Source organism: Pseudarthrobacter arbutini, assembly GCF_054510915.1.
The window spans coordinates 224,999-243,483 of sequence record NZ_JBTNDQ010000004.1 but is presented as its reverse complement, the minus strand read 5'-3'; the positions used below and the strand labels follow the sequence as shown (position 1 = coordinate 243,483).

Annotated in this window: 14 protein-coding genes; 9 read left to right on the top strand and 5 right to left on the bottom strand. The window is 66.8% G+C overall.

From position 1 onward, the window contains the following. Positions 1–123: 123 nt before the first annotated feature. A complete protein-coding gene (locus tag ACX80V_RS06750) occupies positions 124–1,536 on the bottom strand; it encodes an MFS transporter (RefSeq protein WP_485842492.1) in 1,413 nt (470 codons plus the stop codon). Between the two features lie 271 nt (positions 1,537–1,807). Here ACX80V_RS06750 and ACX80V_RS06745 point away from each other — a divergent pair, with 271 nt between their 5' ends. The 4 genes from ACX80V_RS06745 (at position 1,808) to ACX80V_RS06730 (ending at position 7,841) form a co-directional block, all read left to right on the top strand. Next, on the top strand, positions 1,808–3,280 hold the full coding sequence (locus tag ACX80V_RS06745; RefSeq protein WP_485842491.1) for an MFS transporter: 1,473 nt from the start codon (positions 1,808–1,810) through the stop codon (positions 3,278–3,280). Between the two features lies 1 nt (position 3,281). Beyond that, a complete protein-coding gene (locus ACX80V_RS06740; protein WP_485842490.1) occupies positions 3,282–5,507 on the top strand; it encodes a molybdopterin oxidoreductase family protein in 2,226 nt (741 codons plus the stop codon). After that, the gene (locus ACX80V_RS06735; RefSeq protein ID WP_485842489.1) at positions 5,504–7,066 is read left to right on the top strand and encodes an FAD-dependent oxidoreductase; all 1,563 of its coding nucleotides are present in this window, start codon (positions 5,504–5,506) and stop codon (positions 7,064–7,066) included. The genes ACX80V_RS06740 and ACX80V_RS06735 overlap by 4 nt, the downstream gene beginning before the upstream one ends. A 79-nt stretch (positions 7,067–7,145) precedes the next feature. Then, positions 7,146–7,841, top strand: a complete 696-nt coding sequence (locus ACX80V_RS06730; protein WP_485842488.1) for a hypothetical protein — start codon at positions 7,146–7,148, stop codon at positions 7,839–7,841. 28 nt (positions 7,842–7,869) lie between these two features. Here ACX80V_RS06730 and ACX80V_RS06725 read toward each other — a convergent pair whose 3' ends face one another. Both ACX80V_RS06725 and ACX80V_RS06720 read right to left on the bottom strand, forming a co-directional pair. Continuing rightward, entirely contained in the window at positions 7,870–8,055 is a 186-nt protein-coding gene (locus tag ACX80V_RS06725) for a PspC domain-containing protein (protein WP_056348113.1), read from the bottom strand. Positions 8,056–8,078: 23 nt separating this feature from the next. Then, positions 8,079–9,494 carry an NAD(P)H-quinone dehydrogenase gene (locus tag ACX80V_RS06720; protein ID WP_485842487.1) on the bottom strand — a complete coding sequence of 472 codons (1,416 nt, stop codon included), beginning with the start codon at positions 9,492–9,494 and terminating at the stop codon, positions 8,079–8,081. A 128-nt stretch (positions 9,495–9,622) separates the two neighbouring features. Between ACX80V_RS06720 and ACX80V_RS06715 the strand changes: the two genes are divergently transcribed. Further along, positions 9,623–10,441: a purine-nucleoside phosphorylase gene (locus ACX80V_RS06715; protein ID WP_485842486.1), complete on the top strand. Its 819-nt coding sequence runs from the start codon at positions 9,623–9,625 to the stop codon at positions 10,439–10,441. 77 nt (positions 10,442–10,518) lie between these two features. On the opposite strand, the gene ACX80V_RS06710 is transcribed toward ACX80V_RS06715, so the two are convergent. Further along, positions 10,519–11,004 (bottom strand): RrF2 family transcriptional regulator, encoded by a 486-nt coding sequence (locus tag ACX80V_RS06710; RefSeq protein WP_485842485.1) that lies wholly within the window; start codon positions 11,002–11,004, stop codon positions 10,519–10,521. A gap of 111 nt (positions 11,005–11,115) precedes the next feature. Here ACX80V_RS06710 and ACX80V_RS06705 point away from each other — a divergent pair, with 111 nt between their 5' ends. Beyond that, positions 11,116–12,885 carry a phospho-sugar mutase gene (locus ACX80V_RS06705; RefSeq protein ID WP_485842484.1) on the top strand — a complete coding sequence of 590 codons (1,770 nt, stop codon included), beginning with the start codon at positions 11,116–11,118 and terminating at the stop codon, positions 12,883–12,885. Between the two features lie 15 nt (positions 12,886–12,900). Here ACX80V_RS06705 and nirD read toward each other — a convergent pair whose 3' ends face one another. Continuing rightward, positions 12,901–13,263, bottom strand: a complete 363-nt coding sequence (gene nirD / locus ACX80V_RS06700) for a nitrite reductase small subunit NirD (RefSeq protein WP_104061033.1) — start codon at positions 13,261–13,263, stop codon at positions 12,901–12,903. Positions 13,264–13,526: 263 nt separating this feature from the next. On the opposite strand from nirD, the gene nirB reads away from it, so the two are divergent. The 3 genes from nirB to ACX80V_RS06685 are packed head-to-tail and all read left to right on the top strand — an operon-like array spanning position 13,527 to position 18,378. Beyond that, positions 13,527–16,172 (top strand): nitrite reductase large subunit NirB, encoded by a 2,646-nt coding sequence (gene nirB, locus ACX80V_RS06695; protein ID WP_485842483.1) that lies wholly within the window; start codon positions 13,527–13,529, stop codon positions 16,170–16,172. A 2-nt stretch (positions 16,173–16,174) separates the two neighbouring features. Further along, entirely contained in the window at positions 16,175–17,209 is a 1,035-nt protein-coding gene (gene cobA / locus ACX80V_RS06690; RefSeq protein ID WP_485842482.1) for a uroporphyrinogen-III C-methyltransferase, read from the top strand. A 14-nt stretch (positions 17,210–17,223) separates the two neighbouring features. Beyond that, positions 17,224–18,378 carry a uroporphyrinogen-III synthase gene (locus ACX80V_RS06685; RefSeq protein ID WP_485842481.1) on the top strand — a complete coding sequence of 385 codons (1,155 nt, stop codon included), beginning with the start codon at positions 17,224–17,226 and terminating at the stop codon, positions 18,376–18,378. Positions 18,379–18,485 lie beyond the last annotated feature (107 nt).

Genomic DNA, 18,485 nt, shown 5'->3' with positions numbered 1-18,485 from the left:
CGTGCGTTCCTCCCCGGTCGGTCCCGCCCGGACACAGCAATGCCCGGCACGCTCCCCGCAATAACGGGGAACACGCCGGGCATTTCTGTCAGCAACCGGGCTGGAACGCCCGACGGCGGGGACTCAGGCTACGTTGTTCTCGTAGTCCAGGTCGCGGGTTTCCTTGCTTACGAACAGCGCAATCAGCGTCAGCACCGACATCGCGGTCAGGTAGACACCCACCAGGACCGGGCTGCCGTCAGCCAGCTCCCAGAGCGCGACGGCGATGAACGGAGCCACCGCAGCACCCAGGATGCTGGATACGTTGTAACTGACGGCGGATCCCGTGTAGCGCACATTGGTGGGGAACAGTTCCGGCAGCAGCGCACCCATGGGGCCGAACGTGAGGCCCATCAGGGAGAAGCCGATGACCAGCAGGGCCATGGTGCCCACGAAGCCGCCGCTGAACAGCGGGACGAACAGGAGGCCGAAGACGAAGATGCCACCCGTGACGGCCAGCAGCATCTTGCGGCGGCCGTACTTCTCCGCCAGCGGTCCGGAAACCAGGGTGAAGATGCCGAAGAACACGACGCCGGCAATCAGCATCCAGAGGAAGTCGTTGCGGGTGAAGCCCAGGCCGGGAACAAATGCTGCCGCGGCGGCCTCGGACATCGGTTTGCCGGCCTTCTCGGCGGCAGCCCTGGCGGCATCCACGTTGGAGGCGCGGGTGCCGTAGGTCAGCGTGAACGTGGTCATCAAGTAGAAGAGCACGTACGTGGCGAGCATGATGAACGTGCCCAGGATGAGCGGACGCCAGCTGGTCTTGAAGACCCGGGCCAGCGGCAGCTTGGCCACCTCATTGGATTCGAGCACCTTGGTGAAGGCAGGCGTTTCGATCAGTTTGAGGCGGACGTACAGGCCGATGATCACCATGACGGCGCTGAGCAGGAACGGCACGCGCCAGCCCCAGGCCAGGAAGTCGGCCGGTGTCAGTGCATAGCTGGCCACCAGGAAGATCACGTTGGCGATGATGAAGCCAATGGGCGCACCAAGCTGCGGGAAGGTGCCGTAGATGGCGCGCTTGTTGGCCGGGGCGTTTTCGGTGGCCAGCAGGGCAGCGCCGCTCCATTCGCCGCCGAGGGCGAGGCCCTGGGCGAAGCGCATGACCACGAGCAGTGCCGGAGCCCAGAATTCCCAGCCCGGGACGAGTGCGGTGGGCAGGCAGCCGATCAGGAACGTGGCAATGCCCATGGTCAGCAACGAGGCCACCAGTGTGCCCTTGCGGCCGAACTTGTCGCCGAAGTGGCCAAACACGATGGATCCCAGCGGGCGGGCCACGAAGGCCACCCCGAAGACAGCGAAGGAGCTGAGCAGCTGGGTGGTCTCGTTCTGGTTGGGGAAGAACAGCGCCGGGAAGACCAGCACGGCGGCGGTGGCGTAGACGTAGAAATCGTAGAACTCAACGGTGGTGCCGATCAGGCTGGCCACAATCACGCGGCCGCGTGAGTTCACCGCCTTGGGGGATCCTTGCTCCGCGGTGGTTTGCGTAGATGACATATGAACACTTTCCTGAGAACCGGCCGGGCCTGGTGAGACCCGGCGCGCAGTAGTTAGAGTTCGATACTAGTTCCAGCCGTCCAGTCAATGGACAAAAGGTCCATCATGTGGACCAGTGGCACATGTCTCATCCTTCGGTCCGTTAACTCTCCTCACGTCGCCCGTCGGTTGCCGATAGGCAAATGTCACAGCGCGTTAACAAACGGCGACTGTCCGTGAAACGCGCGTTCTCTACCGTAGAAGAACAACATCCCCCATGAGGAGGTCCACCGTGACTGTTGACCGCAGCCCAAATGCCGGCACCGGCAATTCCGTAGATATAGACACCGACCCGCTGCACGGAGGCGTGTCCTCATCCGCCAGCGCGCAGCCCTCCACACGTACAACCGACGTCCCCGCCCTTGAATTCCGCCCTGGCCGCTGGATCGCCAACTGGAACGCCGAGAACAAAGAGCAGTGGGAGTCCGCCGGCCGGACCATCGCCCGGCGCAACCTGAACTGGTCCATCTTCGCCGAGTTCCTCGGCTTTGTGGTCTGGCAGCTCTGGTCCATCGTGGTGGTCCAGCTACCGGCAGCCGGCTTCACGTTCACAACCTCGGAAATCTTCTGGCTGATCTCCATGCCCAGCCTGGTAGGCGCCACCCTCCGGATCCCCTACACCTTTATGGTTCCCCGCTTCGGCGGCCGGAACTGGACCATCGTGTCCGCGCTCCTGCTCCTGATTCCCGCCGTCGGACTGGGACTCTGCGTCTCCAATCCGGAAACCCCGTTCGGGGTCATGCTGCTCGTGGCAGCACTTGCTGGCTTCGGCGGCGGCAACTTCGCCAGTTCCATGGCCAACATCACGTTCTTCTACCCGGCACGGGAGAAGGGCTGGGCCCTTGGCCTGAACGCCGCCGGCGGCAACATGGGCGCTGCCGTCGCGCAGCTCGCCGTCCCGATTGCGATCACCCTGCTCGCCGTCGGCAGCGTCAACCTGCCGATGGCCGGCTGGATGTGGATCCCGTTCATCCTGATCGCCGCCTTCGGTGCCTGGAAGTACATGGACAACCTCACCAGTGCCAAGGGTGACGTGGCCGGCTCGGTCGCGGCACTGAAGGAACCGCACCTGTGGATCATGGCACTGCTGTACATCGGCACCTTCGGTTCGTTCATCGGCTTCGCCGGCGTGTTCCCCAAGCTCATCAAGGACTACTTCCCGGCGTTCTCCTCCATCGGAGTCGGCACCGTGGCACTCTCGCTGGCCTTCCTCGGCCCGCTGGTCGGTTCACTGGCCCGCCCCTACGGCGGACGGATGGCTGACCGCATGGGCGGCGCACGGATGACCGTGGCAGCATTCACCGCCATGGCCGTCATCACCCTCACCATGATCTGGACCCTGCCGCTGAAGAACTTCTGGCTCTTCCTGGCACTGTTCCTGTTGCTCTTCACTGCCAGCGGCTTCGGAAACGGTGCAACGTACCGAATGATCCCCATCATCTTCGCCACCTCCAGCCGCGCCGCCAAGGCCGGGGCAAGCACCGTGGAAACCCAGCGGCTCGCGTCCTCGGCCCTCGGCCTCATCTCGGCCATCGGCGCCTACGGCGGCTTCGTTATCCCGCAGGTCCTGAACGCCTCCAACACGGCCAGCGGCTCCTACACCCCGGCCTTCTACGGTTTCGTCGGAGCCTACGTAGTAATGCTGGCGGTCTGCTGGTTCTGCTACATCCGCAACGCCAACCGAAACGCGATGGGACACGTCTAACATGACCAAAAGCGCCGACACGCACTGCCCCTACTGCGCCTTGCAGTGCGCCATGACGCTCACGTCACCAGCGGAACTGACCCCGGCTTCCGAGCCGGGGTCAGTCCCCGTGCCGGCTGAATCCGCGGTGCCGGCCGCTGCGGACGCCACCCTGAAAGCCCCCCTCCTCGAAGTGAGCGGCCGGGACTTCCCCACCAACCGGGGCGGCCTCTGCCGCAAGGGCTGGACCTCAGCAACACTCCTCAACCACCCGGGACGGGTCACCGAACCCCTGCTCAAAGGGGCCGACGGCGTCCACCGCCCCATCGGCTGGGACCAGGCCCTGGCGCTGGTCACCACCGCCGTGAAGGACACGCAGGCACGCTACGGGAAGGACGCCGTCGGGGTTTTCGGCGGCGGTGGCCTCACCAACGAGAAGGCCTACATGCTGGGCAAGTTCGCCCGCGTGGCCCTGGGCACGTCACGCATCGACTACAACGGCCGCTTCTGCATGTCCTCCGCCGCGGCCGCCGGGATACGCGCTTTCGGCCTGGACCGCGGCCTCCCGTTTCCGCTGGCAGACCTGGACTCGGCCAGCACCATCATGATGCTCGGCTCCAACGTGGCCGAAACCATGCCGCCGTTTGTACAGCACCTGCAGGGCGCCCGCGACGCCGGCGGACTGATCGTGGTGGATCCGCGCCGTTCAGCCACGGCAAAGTTCACATCCGACGGCGGCGGCCTTCACCTCCAGCCCCTGCCGGGCACCGACCTCACCCTCCTGTTGGGCCTCTCGCACGTGATCATCCACGAAGGCCTGGCAGATGACGACTTCATCGCGGCACGCACCACCGGTTACCAGGCCGTGGTCCGCAGCGTCAACGCGTTCTGGCCCGAACGCGTCCAGTCCCTCACCGGCGTTCCGGCGGAGCTCATCCGCGAAACCGCCCGCAGGCTCGCCGACGGTGCGGGCAAGGGCGGCAGCTACATCCTTACCGGACGCGGTGTGGAGCAGCACGTGGACGGCACCGACACCGCCACCGCCGCGATCAACCTCAGCCTCCTCCTGGGCCTGCCCGGCTCACGCCGCAGCGGCTACGGCACCCTCACCGGCCAGGGCAACGGCCAGGGCGGCCGCGAGCACGGCCAGAAGGCCGACCAGCTCCCCGGCTACCGAAAGATCACCGACCCCGCCGCCCGCGCCCACATGGCCGGCGTCTGGGGCGTCCCGGAGGAAACCATTCCCGGGCCGGGATTGCCTGCCGTCCAGTTGCTGAAGTCGCTGGGACAGCCCGACGGCGTGCGGTGCCTTTTTGTGCACGCCTCCAACATCGCGGTGGCCTCCCCCGATGCGAACGCCGTCATCGCCGGGCTCCGCAGCCTGGACTTCCTGGTGGTCTGCGACTTCTTCATGTCCGAGACCGCCGCGGAAGCCGACCTCATCCTCCCGGTCCTGCAGTGGGCCGAGGAGGAGGGCACCCTCACCAACCTGGAAGGACGCGTCCTGCGCCGCCGCCGCGCCCTGCAGCCACCAGCGGGCGCACGCAGTGAGCTGTGGATCATGGCCCGGCTGGCAGAAGCGCTCGGGGCCCCGTCCACGTACAGCGAGGATCCGGAAACGGTCTTTGAGGAACTGCGCCTGGCCTCGGCCGGCGGGCATGCCGATTATTCCGGCATCGATTACGCGATGCTGGACCGCGGCGAAGCTGCCTACTGGCCGTACCCCGTGGGGAGCAGCGGCACGCCCCGGCTCTTCCTGGACTCGTTTGCCCACGCCGGCGGCAAGGCGGTCATGACCCCGGTGACGCCCCGCCGCCGTCGTACGCCGGACGCTAACCCGGACCCGGCCGCGAAAACCATGACCCTGATCACCGGCCGCCTCCTGGAGCACTACCAGTCCGGGGCCCAGACCCGGCGCGTGTCCGAGCTGCTGGCCACCCAGCCCGAGGCGAAAATTCAGATCCACCCGGCCGCCGCAGCCGGCATGGGCATCACCGAAGGCGCTTTCGTCTCGGTAGCCAACGAACGCGGCGAGGTCCTCTGCCGGGCAGAACTCAGCACGGCCATCCGGCCCGAGACGGTTTTCCTGCCGTTCCATTTCCCCGAACTCGAAAGCGCCAACCGCCTCACCGAGGCGGCGACGGATCCCATTTCCGGGATGCCCGAGTTCAAGTTCAACAAGGTGTGGGTCCGGGCTGCGGCCAACGGACTTCAGAACAGTGTTCTTCAGACATCGGAGGCCTCATGAGTGAGCAGATTGTCATTGTTGGATTCGGCCCCGTGGCTGCCCGCCTGATCGATGACCTGCTGCCCGCGGTCCGCGACGGGCACGTCAGCCTGACCGTGGTGGGCGAGGAAACCGAGGCCGCGTACAACCGGGTGCTGGTGGCTGATCTGGGCGTTGGACGCACCACGGCCGACGCCCTGGCGCTCGCCGACGCCGCAGCCCTGGTGGCAGACGGCGTGGACGTCCGGCTCGGCGTACGAGTCCGCCGCGTGGACCGCGCCCGCCAGCAAGTACTCCTCACCGACGGCACCTCCGCCCACTACGAGCGGCTGGTCTTCGCCACCGGTTCCCGGCCCGTCATCCCCAACCTGACCGGCATCAACCCGGACCCCGCCTCTCCCGTCCTCCCGGCCGGTGTGACGGCGCTCCGGGATCTCCGAGATGCTGCCGTGCTCAAGAAGGCAGTCGACGGCGGCAAACGTGTTGTGGTGCTGGGCGGCGGCGTCCTGGGCCTCGAAACAGCCCTGGCGGCGGCCGAGGAAGGCGCCACCGTCACGGTGGTACACAACGGGCCGCACCCGCTGGGCCGCAACATCGACCGCGGCGGCGGGGCGGTCCTCGCCGCCAGCCTGCGCCGGTGCGGCGTGCGGATGGCCGGCAACGCCCGGTCCACCGGGGTGGAGCACAAGGGGCCCGACGGCGGATTCTCGGCACTGCTGCTCAATGACGGTTCGGCGATCGACGGCGATCTCCTGGTCCTCTCCTGCGGCGTCCGTCCGCGGACCGAGCTGGCCGAAGGCTGCGGTCTGTCCACCGGCACCGGCATCCTGGTGGACCACCGGCTGCGGGCCCACCACGAGCCGCACATCTTCGCGATCGGCGACTGCGCCGAGGTCCGCTGCCCGGATCCGGCCTGCAACGGGTGCCGCACCGCCAAAGGCCCGTCCGGTCTGGTGGGACCCGGATGGCGGCAGGCCGAATGGCTGGCCGAATACCTGACGCTGCTGGCCACCGGCACGCAGGAAGAGGCCGACGCGCTGGAGGAGCTACCCCAGGAACAGGCCGGCGTGATTGTGCTGAAGGCCCGTGGCATGAACATGGCTGTGGCCGGAGACAACGGTGCCGAGCCGTGGGACGAAGACGTGCTCACCGCCGGCGCCGTGAACGGCCGGCCGCGCCTGCAGATCGCCCAGTGGGCCGATCCGGAGCATGGCCGCTACGTGAAGATGACCACCCGCGGCGGAGTGCTGGAAGGCCTGGTGGCCGTGGGCATGCCACGGACCGCCGCCGAGCTCGTGGGACTGTTCGAACGCGGGGCGGAACTGCCGGCCGACAGGTCACTACTGCTCCGGCTCGATGGCCCGGACCAGCTGGCCGCGTCCGGTCCCGCCGATCCGGCCGGCACCGTATGCCGCTGCGCCGGAGTCAGCGGCGCCAAGATCCAGGGCGCCGTGGCGGAAGGTTGCTCCACGGTGGCCGAGGTGTCCAAGGCAACCCGCGCCGGCACCGGCTGCGGCGGCTGCCACGAGGACATCAAGGGGCTCATCGAAAAACACTTCCAGGCGGCTCCCGCCGCCTGACCTGTCCTGAAGCCGGGGAACCCGGACATGTGCGCGTCACGAAATCGGACCCGGAACTGATGGCAGGTAGCATCGGGCCATGAATGCCGACGAAGAAGACGACATCACCGAAGAGCTGCTGGCCGACGCCGGGAAACTGACGGGGCTGAGCCTGGAGCTGCTGGGTCTTGACCCGCACCCGGATGACATGACGCCGGAACAGCGGCTGCAGTTCGAGCCGGAAGACCTGGACGAAATGGCCGCGGTCTCGCCGGAAGACCGGAAAACAGCTGTGAGCCAGACACTCCTGCTGGCAGGCCTCCTGTGGAACTCGTCGGGCGTTCTCGTGGACCAGCTCTTCCGCGATCTGGGGACCCTGACAGCCCTGGATGCGGTCACGCCGTCTGACGTCGCCGGGTCGTCTGTGCTGTCCTCGCTGCCGCCTCAGTTCGCCGCCAGCTACGACGCGACGTTTACCCGGAAGTTCATCGTCGTCGCTTCCGATGTGACGGCATCTCTGGTCCGCGGCTGGACAGCCCCCGGCTGCCTCGCAGCCGAGCTCGCCGTCCGCTGCCTGCTCGATCAGGCGGAAATCACCGAGGACATCTATGAACTCGACCTCCCGGAAGACTGGCGGGCACAGGTCGAGGAAGTCCTGTTGGAGGAGGCGGATAGTCCAGCTCTCTACTCGGACAGCCCCGGCATTCCGGAAATCGACGCCGGGAAGCAGCGTATCGAGGGCTGGTTCACCCCCTTTACTTCCGGCAGCACCGTGCCGCCCTACGCCCTGGCCTAGACACCGAGGCCGGGAATCCGGGCGGTCTTTAGGCCGGGGCCTTGGGGATCATGATCCACAGGGCGATGTAGACCAGCTCGCCGATCCCCACCAGGCCGAAGATCACAAAGCCGAGCCTGACCAGGAACTTCGGGATCCCGAACCGGGCTGACAGGGCGGCACAAACGCCACCGATGATTTTTCCGCGGCGTGGCCGCTCAAGTGCTGTAGTCATGCGGCCACGCTACCGCAAGTCAATTACATGTGGACGTGCAGGCGGCGCGCCGCCTCCGAGATGGACCCGCTCAGTGACGGGTACACAGTGAAAGTGTTGGCTACGTCGTCGACGTGGAGCTTCTGGGTGACCGCAAGGGAGATGGCGAAGATCAGCTCGGAAGCGTTCGGCCCCACCACAACACCGCCAATCACGGTGCCAGAGCCCTTACGCGCGAAGATCTTGACGAAGCCGTCCTTGTGATTGCGCATTTTGGCGCGGGCATTGCTCTTGAGTGAGAGCTTGACGATGTCGCCCTGGTATTTGCCGGACTGGATCTCGACCTCGGAGACGCCCACGTTCGCGATCTCGGGTGAGGTGAAGATGTTGGACGCCACCTGGTGCAGCTTGAGCGGCATAACGCTGTCGCCCAGGAAGTGCGCGATCGCGATCCGGCCCTGCATGGCGGCCACCGAGGCCAGAGCCAGCACGCCGGTGCAGTCGCCGGCGGCGTAGATGTTCGGCGCCGTGGTGCGGGAGACGCCGTCGACCTTTATATGGCCGCTCTCGGTGAGGGCCACGCCGGCCTCTTCAAGGCCGATGCCGGCGGTGTTCGGGATGGAGCCCACGCAGACCAGGCAGTGGCTGCCGGTGACTTTGGATCCGTCACCGAGGGTGACCACCACGCCGTCGTCGGTCCGTTCGACGGTTTCGGCACGGGCGCGGGACAGGACCCGCACACCGCGGCGCTCGAAGACTTCCTCCAGCACCTCCGCCGCGTCGGTGTCCGAGCCGGGCAGCACCCGGTCACGGCTGGAGATCAGGGTGACTTTGGAGCCCAGGCCGTTGTAGGCGGAGGCGAACTCGGCACCGGTCACACCGGAGCCCACCACAATCAGTTCCTCGGGAAGCTCGTCAAGGTTGTAGATCTGCGCCCAGTTCAGGATGCGTTCCCCGTCCGGGCGCGCGGTGGGCAGCTCGCGGGGGTGCGCGCCGACGGCCAGCAGAATGGTGTCAGCCTCCACGATTTCGGTGCCGTCAGCGGTCAGGACCTCGATGGTGTGGTTGTCCAGGAGCTTGCCCGAACCCAGCAGGATGCGGACGTTTTGGTGCTCCAGTCCGGTGGAGATATCGGTGGACTGTTGGCGGGCAAGGCCCAGCAGGCGGTCGTTGATGTGTTTGAGATCGGCGCGCATCGCGGGCACAAAGTCGCCGCCGTCGACGTCGAACTTCACTCCCAGCTCGCCCGCCTCACCGACGCGGGTCATCAGGTCCGCGGTGGCGATCAGGGTCTTGGAAGGCACGACGTCGGTCAGCACCGCCGAGCCGCCCATGCCCGCGCGTTCGATGATGGTGACCTGCGCCCCCAGCGAGGCAGCGACCATAGCGGCTTCGTATCCGCCGGGGCCACCTCCGAGGATTGCGATCCGGGGGGAGCTGAAATCAGGGTGCGTAGTCACAATCAACCATTCTCCCGCATCTGCGCAGGGACCACCAATAAAAGAGTGGCCCGTCACGGTGCCGGACGCGGCCCGGCGCACCACCGTTGCCACTGTGCACAGCGGCAACGGCACGATAACTTGTACCAGTGAGTAATACAGACTTCCAGAACACGGACCCTTTCGCCGCCGCGCGCTCCGCCGCTGAGTACATCGCCCAGGAGACCGGGGTTGACCGCCACGACGTCGCCCTCGTCCTGGGCTCAGGCTGGGCCGAAGCCGCAGACCTCATCGGCGAGACCACCGCCACCCTGACCGCCGACACCGTGCCGGGCTTCCATGCCCCCGCCGTGGAAGGACATGTGGGCACCATCCGCTCCGTCCTGACCAAGGAGGGCAAACGCGCGCTCGTCCTGGGCGCACGGACCCACTACTACGAGGGCAAAGGCGTCCGCGCCGTGGTCCACGGCATCCGCACCGCTGCCGCTGCCGGCTGCAAAACCCTGGTCCTCACCAACGGGTGCGGAGGGCTGAACGAAAGCTGGACGCCGGGCACTCCGGTCCTCATCAAAGATCACATCAACCTCACCGCCACGTCCCCGCTTGAAGGCGCAACGTTCGTTGATCTGACGGATCTGTACAGCTCGCGCATCCGTGCCCTAGCCCGTGAAGTGGACTCGTCGCTGGAGGAAGGCGTCTATGCCCAGTTCAGCGGACCGCATTACGAAACGCCGGCCGAAGTCCAGTACGCCAAGCGGATCGGCGCGGACCTGGTGGGCATGTCCACTGCTTTGGAAGCGATCGCCGGCCGCCACGCAGGCATGGAAGTGTTCGGAATTTCGCTGGTCACCAACCTCGCGGCCGGCATCAGCGCCATGCCGCTGAGCCACCAGGAAGTCATCGAGTCCGGCCAGGCCGCCGGACCGCGGATTTCCAAACTGCTGGCTGGGATCATCGCGAAACTTTAGGACAACGCGGGGTCACTAAGCGCCCAACGGAGGCATTCCCATGGGTGTGTAGTGACCCCGCGTTGCTGTAGGGCTGGTCAGGTTCGCGGACCGACGAGCTGCAGGAGGGTGGACTCCCGGGCATCTGGAAAGCGGCGCTCGATGGACTGGGCGATCCCGGCAATGCTCTGCCGGGACAGCTCAGTCCGCCAGGTGACTTCGGCGTGGCGCATGGTCTGCGAAATAAGGCACGTGCGCGCGTAGTCGGCGTCCATGCTCCCGCCCGGGGCGTCCTTGGCGATGCCTTCGCACCGGAAGGCATGGTCATTTCCTTCGATGGCCAGGACCACGTCAAGGACGGAAATCCGGTCCGGACGCCTGGCCAGCGAGAAGCCGCCCCGCGGGCCGGATACCGAGGTCAGGATCCCGGCCCGCACCAGGGCCTGGAGCTGCTTGTTCAGGTATGCGGCGGGGAGCTTGTAGAACTCGGCCAGCCGTGCGCTGCTGACGGCCTCCCCCGGCGCGGTCCAGGACATGTTGACGCAGCTATGCAGCCCCCACTCAACGCCCTGCCCCAATTTCATATTCGCGACATTACTTGTCCAGAAAATTTACTGCAAGGATTCGCTGCTTTCCGCTGTCACAGGCGAGTGTTCAGGCACAGTTCCTGAAGCAATGACGATAGCGTTGACCGCATGACGTCCTCCGATGCCGCTTCCTTGTTCAGCCACGCCCGCGAATGGGCGGCCAAAGATCCGGATCCCGCCACAGCCGCAGAGCTCACAGAGCTGCTGCAACTCGCGGAGGAGGGCTCGCCCGCAGCGTCACAGGAGCTCGCCGACAGCTTCAGCGGCACGCTGCAGTTCGGCACCGCAGGCCTCCGCGCCGCCTTGGGCGCCGGGCCGAACCGCATGAACCGCGTGGTGGTGCGCCGCGCCGCCGCCGGGCTCGCCGACTTCCTAGTTGATGCGGTGAGTAAGGCTGCCCCCGGGACCCGGCCACGCGCCGTCGTCGGCTATGACGCCCGCTATAACTCGGACATCTTCGCCGAGGAAACGGCGGCCATCTTCACGGCTGCCGGGATTGAAACCTTCCTGATGCCGTCCGCGCTGCCCACCCCGCTGCTCGCGTTCGCCGTGCGGGCCCTCGATTGCGACGGCGGTGTGATGGTGACGGCAAGCCACAATCCCCCGCAGGACAACGGTTACAAGGTGTACCTGGGCCGCCATGCTGTGGAGGACAGCGGCCGCGGAGCGCAGATCGTGGCGCCCCACGACGCCCGGATCGCCGCGCGGATCGATGCCGTGGGCGCACTGGAATCCATCACCCTTGCCGTGGACGGCTGGACGGTCCTGGAGCCGTCGGTTGCGGCGGACTATGAACGCTCGACGGCGGCACTCGCCGATGCGGCCCGCTTCCCGTCCCGCGACCTGCGGATTGTCCTGACGCCCATGCACGGCGTCGGCGGCGAGACTGCCGTGGCGGTGCTGAATGCTGCCGGCTTTGCCGATGTCACCCTCGTGGCCGAACAGGCTGAGCCGGATCCCGACTTTCCCACAGTGAACTTTCCGAATCCGGAGGAACCCGGCGCCTTGGACCTGGCATTGCAGACTGCGGCCCGTGTTGACGCCGATATCGTCCTGGCCAACGATCCGGATGCGGACCGCGCTGCAGTGGCGGCGAAAGATCCTGACACCGGCGCGTGGCGCATGCTGCGCGGCGACGAGGTGGGCGCGCTGCTGGGGGCACACATTGTGGCCCGGCTGGCGCCCGGCTCCGACGAAACCTCCGGCAGTACCGTTGAAACAGCCAGTGGCGAAGGGGCCGGCGTCTTCGCAAATTCGATTGTGTCCTCGCGCCTGCTCTCCCGCATCGCCGCCGCGGCAGGATACGCACATGAGGAAACGCTGACCGGGTTCAAGTGGATTTCCCGGGTGCCCGGGCTGGTCTACGGCTACGAGGAAGCCCTGGGCTATTGCGTTGCACCTGAACTGGTCCGGGACAAGGACGGGATCTCCGCGGCTGTCCTCATCGCGGAACTGGCTGCCGCCGCAAAGGCAGACGGAAAAACCATCTTCGACACGCTGGACGAGCTCTACCTTCAGCACGGGCTGCACGCCAGCGACCAGCTGAGCATCCGGGTGGCGGATCTGGGCCTGCTGGACGCCATGATGAACCGGCTCCGGGTCAGCCCGCCCGATTCGTTCGGTTCGTCCGCCGTTGAAACTTTTGTGGACCTGGCCGAAGGGCGCGAGCACTTGCCGCCCACCGATGGCCTGCTGTATCTAACCCGGGACGAAACCCGGGTCATCATCCGGCCCAGCGGCACCGAGCCCAAGCTCAAGTGCTACGTGGAAGTCATCCTCCCGGTTGAGTCAGCGGCCGAACTGCCGGAAGCCCGGCAGGCAGCCCGGACCGCCCTGGACAATGTGCTCGACGATGTCCGCGAGGCCCTCGGGCTCTGACGTTTCGGCCTGGCGCTAGACCGCGACTTCGATGAAACCGTCGGAAATGCGGGTGCTGAACGTTTCCAGGCGGACCGCCGCGGTTCCGAAGCATTCGCCGGTTTCCAGGTCGTAGACCTCTTTGTGCAGCGGCGAAGCGATGGTGGGGCGTGTGCCGCGTGAACCCAGAATGCCGCGGGCCATCACGTGGGCGCCGGTGGCCGGATCTTCGTGGGCCACGGCAAAAACCTCACTGGGGCCGGTCCGGAAGAGTGCCACCTGGCGGCCTTCAATGAGTGCTGCTTCGCCCCAGGCAAGCTCAAGCTCGTCCACGGCGCAGACCCGGTGCCAGGTCGCGGTGTCGGCGGCGAGCGCCCCAAGTTCCAGTGTTGCCGTCATGTCCGGCTCCTCTCCCCGTGCTTGATTGGCCACCTCTATGGCCGTACTAAACAACTTAGGGAACGGGTGTTTCAAAGGCGTGCAGTAAATGTGTCCGGCGCGTAAAAGAGACCTCACCCGATCGGAAACGCGTTCGTGATGCAGAAGTTAAGCCTACGAAACATAAGGGAAACTGAAGCGAAACTGCGGCTGCCTAGTCTGAATGGACACCTCGTCAGAGAAAGTCGCAGAACATCGTCTGCGGCACATGCGAAAGGCCCACAGTGACCGAACAGACTTCACCCCAGACGGCAACGCGCCGGATCGTTGTCGCCGGTGGCGGCCCTGCTGCCCACCGCTTCGCCGATGCCATGCACACCCGGGGCCTTGAGGGCTGGGACGTCACAGTCCTCACGGAAGAAGCCCACCTCCCCTACGACCGCGTGGCGCTCTCCAAGGCACTGACGGACAGCAGCGTGGACCTGACCCTGGGCTCGGCCTCGATGTGGGACCACGACTCCCTGACTCTGAAGACCGGCGAGCGCGTGGTCAAGATCAATGCCGGGGCAAAAACGGTTGAGACCGCTGCCGGCAGCATCTTTGAATACGACGACCTGGTGGTTGCCACCGGCTCGGATGCCATGCGCCTGCCCATCCCCGGCGCCGAGCACGTGCATGTCTACCGCACGCTCGAAGACGTCTGGGCTATCAATAAGGCCATCGCGGAGCTCACGGAAAAGCTGGGCCGCAAGATCAATGCCGTGACCATCGGCGGCGGGCTCCTGGGACTCGAGTCAGCTGCAGGCACGGAACAGCTCGGCGCCACACCCGTGGTTATCAACGGCGCGCCGTGGCTCATGAACACCCAGCTGGATGAAGGCGCGGGCCAGTCACTGGGCCGCCTCATCGAAGCCAAGGGCTTTACCGTCCACGGCGGCGTGTTCCCCTCGCAGGTCCTCTCCGACGACGACGGCCAGGTCACCGGCGTCCTCATGGCTGACGAACGGATCATCCCCGCCGACCTCGTCATCGTGGCCATCGGCGTCAAGCCCCGTGACGAACTCTTCCGCACAGCCGAAGGCGAGGAGCCGCAGTTCAGCCTGGGCCCGCGCGGCGGCGTGGTCATCAACGACTACTGCGCTACTGAGGTCGACGGAATCTGGGCCATCGGTGAAGTGGCCAACTTTGAGGGCATGTGCCTGGGCCTGGTTGCCCCCGCCAACACCATGGCCGAGATCGTCGCGGACCGCCTCCACGGCGGCGAAGCCACGTTCCCGGGTTTTGACACCGCCACGAAGCTCAAGCTCTCCGGCGTGGACGTTGCCAGCTTCGGTGACGCGTTCGCCCGGACCGAGCACTCGCTCGAGATCGTCTATGCCGACCCCGCCCGCGGCGTCTACCAGAAGATCGTCACCACCGACGATGCCAAGACCCTGCTCGGCGGCATCTTCGTGGGCGACGCATCCCCCTACATGAGCCTGCGCCCGCTGCTCGGCCGCGAACTCAGTGCCGAACCGGGCGCTTACCTCACGGCGGCCGGCGGCGGCGACGCCCCGGACACCGAGCTGCCGGACGACGCCATCCTGTGTTCCTGCAACAACGTCTCCGCCGGAACCATCCGCGACACCGTCAACGGGTGCGGTGCCTGCGACGGCAACGCCCCCGTCCAGGAGCTCGGCGAGCTCAAGGGCTGCACCCGCGCCGGCACCAGCTGCGGTTCCTGCGTCCCGATGCTCAAGAAGCTGCTGGAATCCGAACTCACCAAGTCCGGCGTCGAGGTCTCCAAGGCACTCTGCGAGCACATCGAACTGTCCCGCCAGGAACTCTTCGACGCCATCCGTGTCCTGGAACTGACCTCCTTCGAGGAGATCATGGCCAAGTACGGCACCGGCGCCGGCTGCGACATCTGCAAACCCACCATCGCCAACATCCTGGCCAGCCAGAACAGCGCCTACGTCCTGGACGCCGGCCGCGGCACCCTGCAGGACACCAACGACCGCGCCCTCGCCAACATGCAGAAGGACGGCACCTACTCGGTGGTCCCCCGCATCGCCGGCGGTGAAATCACCCCCAAGAAGCTCGGCGTCATCGCCGCCGTGGCCGAGAAGTACAACCTGTACACCAAGATCACCGGCGGCCAGCGGATCGACATGTTCGGTGCCCGGCTGGAAGAGCTCCCGGAAATCTGGAAGGAACTGGTGGACGCCGGCTTCGAATCCGGCCAGGCGTACGGCAAGAGCCTGCGCACCGTGAAGTCCTGTGTCGGGTCCACCTGGTGCCGCTTCGGTGTCCAGGATTCGGTGGCCATGGCCATCCAGCTGGAGCTCCGTTACCGCGGCCTCCGCAGCCCGCACAAGCTCAAGATGGGCGTCTCCGGCTGCGCCCGCGAATGCGCCGAGGCCCGCGGCAAGGACGTCGGCGTGATCGCCACGGCCGACGGCTGGAACCTCTACGTCGGCGGCAATGGCGGTGCCACCCCGGCCCACGCCCAACTGCTGGCCAAGGACCTCGACGACGAAACCCTGCTCAAGTACATCGACCGTTACTTCATGTACTACATCCGCACGGCGGACCGCCTGCAGCGCACCGCCCGCTGGCAGGAAGAGCTCGACGGCGGCATCAAGCACGTTGAGGACGTGGTGGTCAAGGACACCCTGGGCATCGCCGAGGAACTTGAAGCCGCCATGGCCAAGCACGTTGACACCTACGTGGACGAATGGGCCGACACCCTCAAGGACCCCGAGCGCCTGCGCCGGTTCCGTTCCTTCGTCAACGCGCCCGACCAGAAGGATGACTCCATCACCTTCGTCTCAGACGATCGTGGCCAGATGCGTCCTGCCACTCCGGAAGAAAAGACCCGCGCCAGCCAACAGCCGGTCCTGATCGGCGCCTCCATCCCCATGCGGCCCCGCGCCGAGAACGAGGTATAGCCATGCAGCTCAGCATCGATCTCACCGGACGCGAAGTCCTGGTCACCGGCTCCGACCACGCCGCCCGCCAGGCGGTCCGCCGCTACGATGCCGCGGGCGCCGTCGTCTTCCGCCTCAGCACCCCTGCGGGTGCCGCGCATGACGGCCCGCTGCCCGAGCGTCCCTTCCTGGTCGCAGCGGTCGACGACGGCCAGCCCGGCTGGGAGGCCCTGCTCGAGCGCTGCCGTATCACCGGCATTCCGGTGGCGGCCGAGCCGGCCGCCGGTCCCGTCGGCCACGTCACCCTGGTGGGTGGCGGACCCGGCACCACCGAGCTGCTGACTGTCGCCGCCGTGAAGGCCCTTCGCGATGCGGACGTGGTGTTCTTCGACCGGCTGGCTCCGTGCCAGGACCTGCCGGACCTGACCTCCGCGGAACTGGTGGACGTGGGCAAGAAGCCCGGCCACCACAAGGTGGGCCAGGCCGACATCGAGAAACTCATGGTGGAAAGCGCCCTTGCCGGCAATAACGTCGTCCGCCTCAAGGGCGGCGATCCCTACGTCTTCGGCCGCGGCGGCGAGGAAGTGGCCTCCTGCGTGGCAGCGGGCGTTCCCGTCCGCGTCATCTCCGGTGTCACCAGCGCGATCTCCGTGCCGGCGGCAGCCGGCATCCCCGTCACGCACCGCGAGGTCAGCCACATGTTCACCGTGGTCTCGGGCCACGCGCCGCTGACCGAAAAGGAGCACACGCACCTGGCCGGGCTTGGTGGCACCATTGTGGTCCTGATGGGCATCGGCACACTGCACCAGCTCGCGGCCGGACTCCGCAAAGCCGGCATGCGCCCCGACATGCCCATGGCCGTCGTCGAACGCGGATACCGCCCCGGCCAGCGCACCACCATCGCGGACCTGGGCACCATCACCTCCGCCGCTGCCGGGTGCAGCAATCCCGCCGTGCTGGTCATTGGCGAGGTGGTCCGCGTGGCAGAAGCCAACCGCGGGCATGCTGAGGCCGCCGCCGACCTCGACCGGCTGGCGGCCTCGCTGCTCGGTTCATGAAAGGATTGACCCCCATGACCGCACTGGCACCAGCTGAACCTGCCCAGCTTGAAGAGACGCCCGGGCCGGAGGCTGCGGACTCCCCGCTGGAGGGCTTCCGCATCGGAGTCACCTCGCACCGGCGCTCCCGGGACCTCATCGAGGCCCTGGAACGCCGCGGCGCGGAAGTACTGCACGCGCCGGCCCTCAAGATCGCCCCGGTGCAGGAGGACATCCGCCTCATCGAGGACACCAAGGCCATTATCGCCGCGCGCCCGGACCTGTGCATCGCCACTACGGCGTACGGCATGCGCCGCTGGTGCGAAGCCGCCGATTCCTTTGGGATCGGTGAGCAGCTGCTGGAAACCCTCGGTGCGTGCCGGATGTTCGTCCGCGGCCCCAAAGCCCGCGGCGCCGTCCGGGCGGCCGGACTCGCCGACGTCGGAATCAGCAGCGACGAAACCACCGCAACACTGGTGGACATGCTGCTCGCCGAAGGCGTGCGCGGCAAGACCGTGGCCGTGCAGCTGCACGGCTACACGGACGTCCGGCAGCTGGAACGCCTGCGTATGTCCGGCGCCACTGTCCTGACAGTCACCCCGTACCGCTGGGTAAAGCCCGACGGCGAAGACCGGCTCCCGCGCCTCATCGAGGCTGTGTGCAGCGGCAACCTGGACGTCCTCACCTTCACCAGCGCCCCCGCCGTCGATGCGGTGTGGAGCACCGCCCACGAAATGGGCGTCTACAAGCAGCTCGTCGAAAGCCTGAAAACCAACGTCACCACAGCAGTGGTGGGGCCCGTCACGGCCCAGCCCCTGCTCGACGCTGGCATCTCGCCGCTCATTCCGGAGCGGTTCCGGATGGGCGCCCTCATCCGGCTGGTGTGCGAGCACCTCGCCCTGAACCACGTCCGGCGGCTGGACACCGCGTCCGGCAACCTTGAGCTGCGCGGCCGCAGCCTGCGGGTCGACGGAGCGCAGGTTGAGCTGGCGCCTGCGCCGCTGCTGCTGCTGCGTGCCCTCCTGGGGGCCGGTGGGGCCGTGCTTTCCCGGGAATCGCTGTCGGAGCTGCTGGAGCTGAAGGGCTCGGTCCACGCCCTGGACATGACTGTCAGCCGCCTGCGGTCATCGCTGCCGGACGGCCGCCTGGTGGAGACGGTGGTCAAGAGGGGTTACCGGATCCGCGTCTAGTGACGCGGGCTCCGGCCGCCTTTGTGTCAGTTCGGAGCGCAGGGAGAGGTGCGTCACGGGTTTTGTTACCGGCCGGTAAACGCTGGCGAACAAAGGGTGTTTTCCCA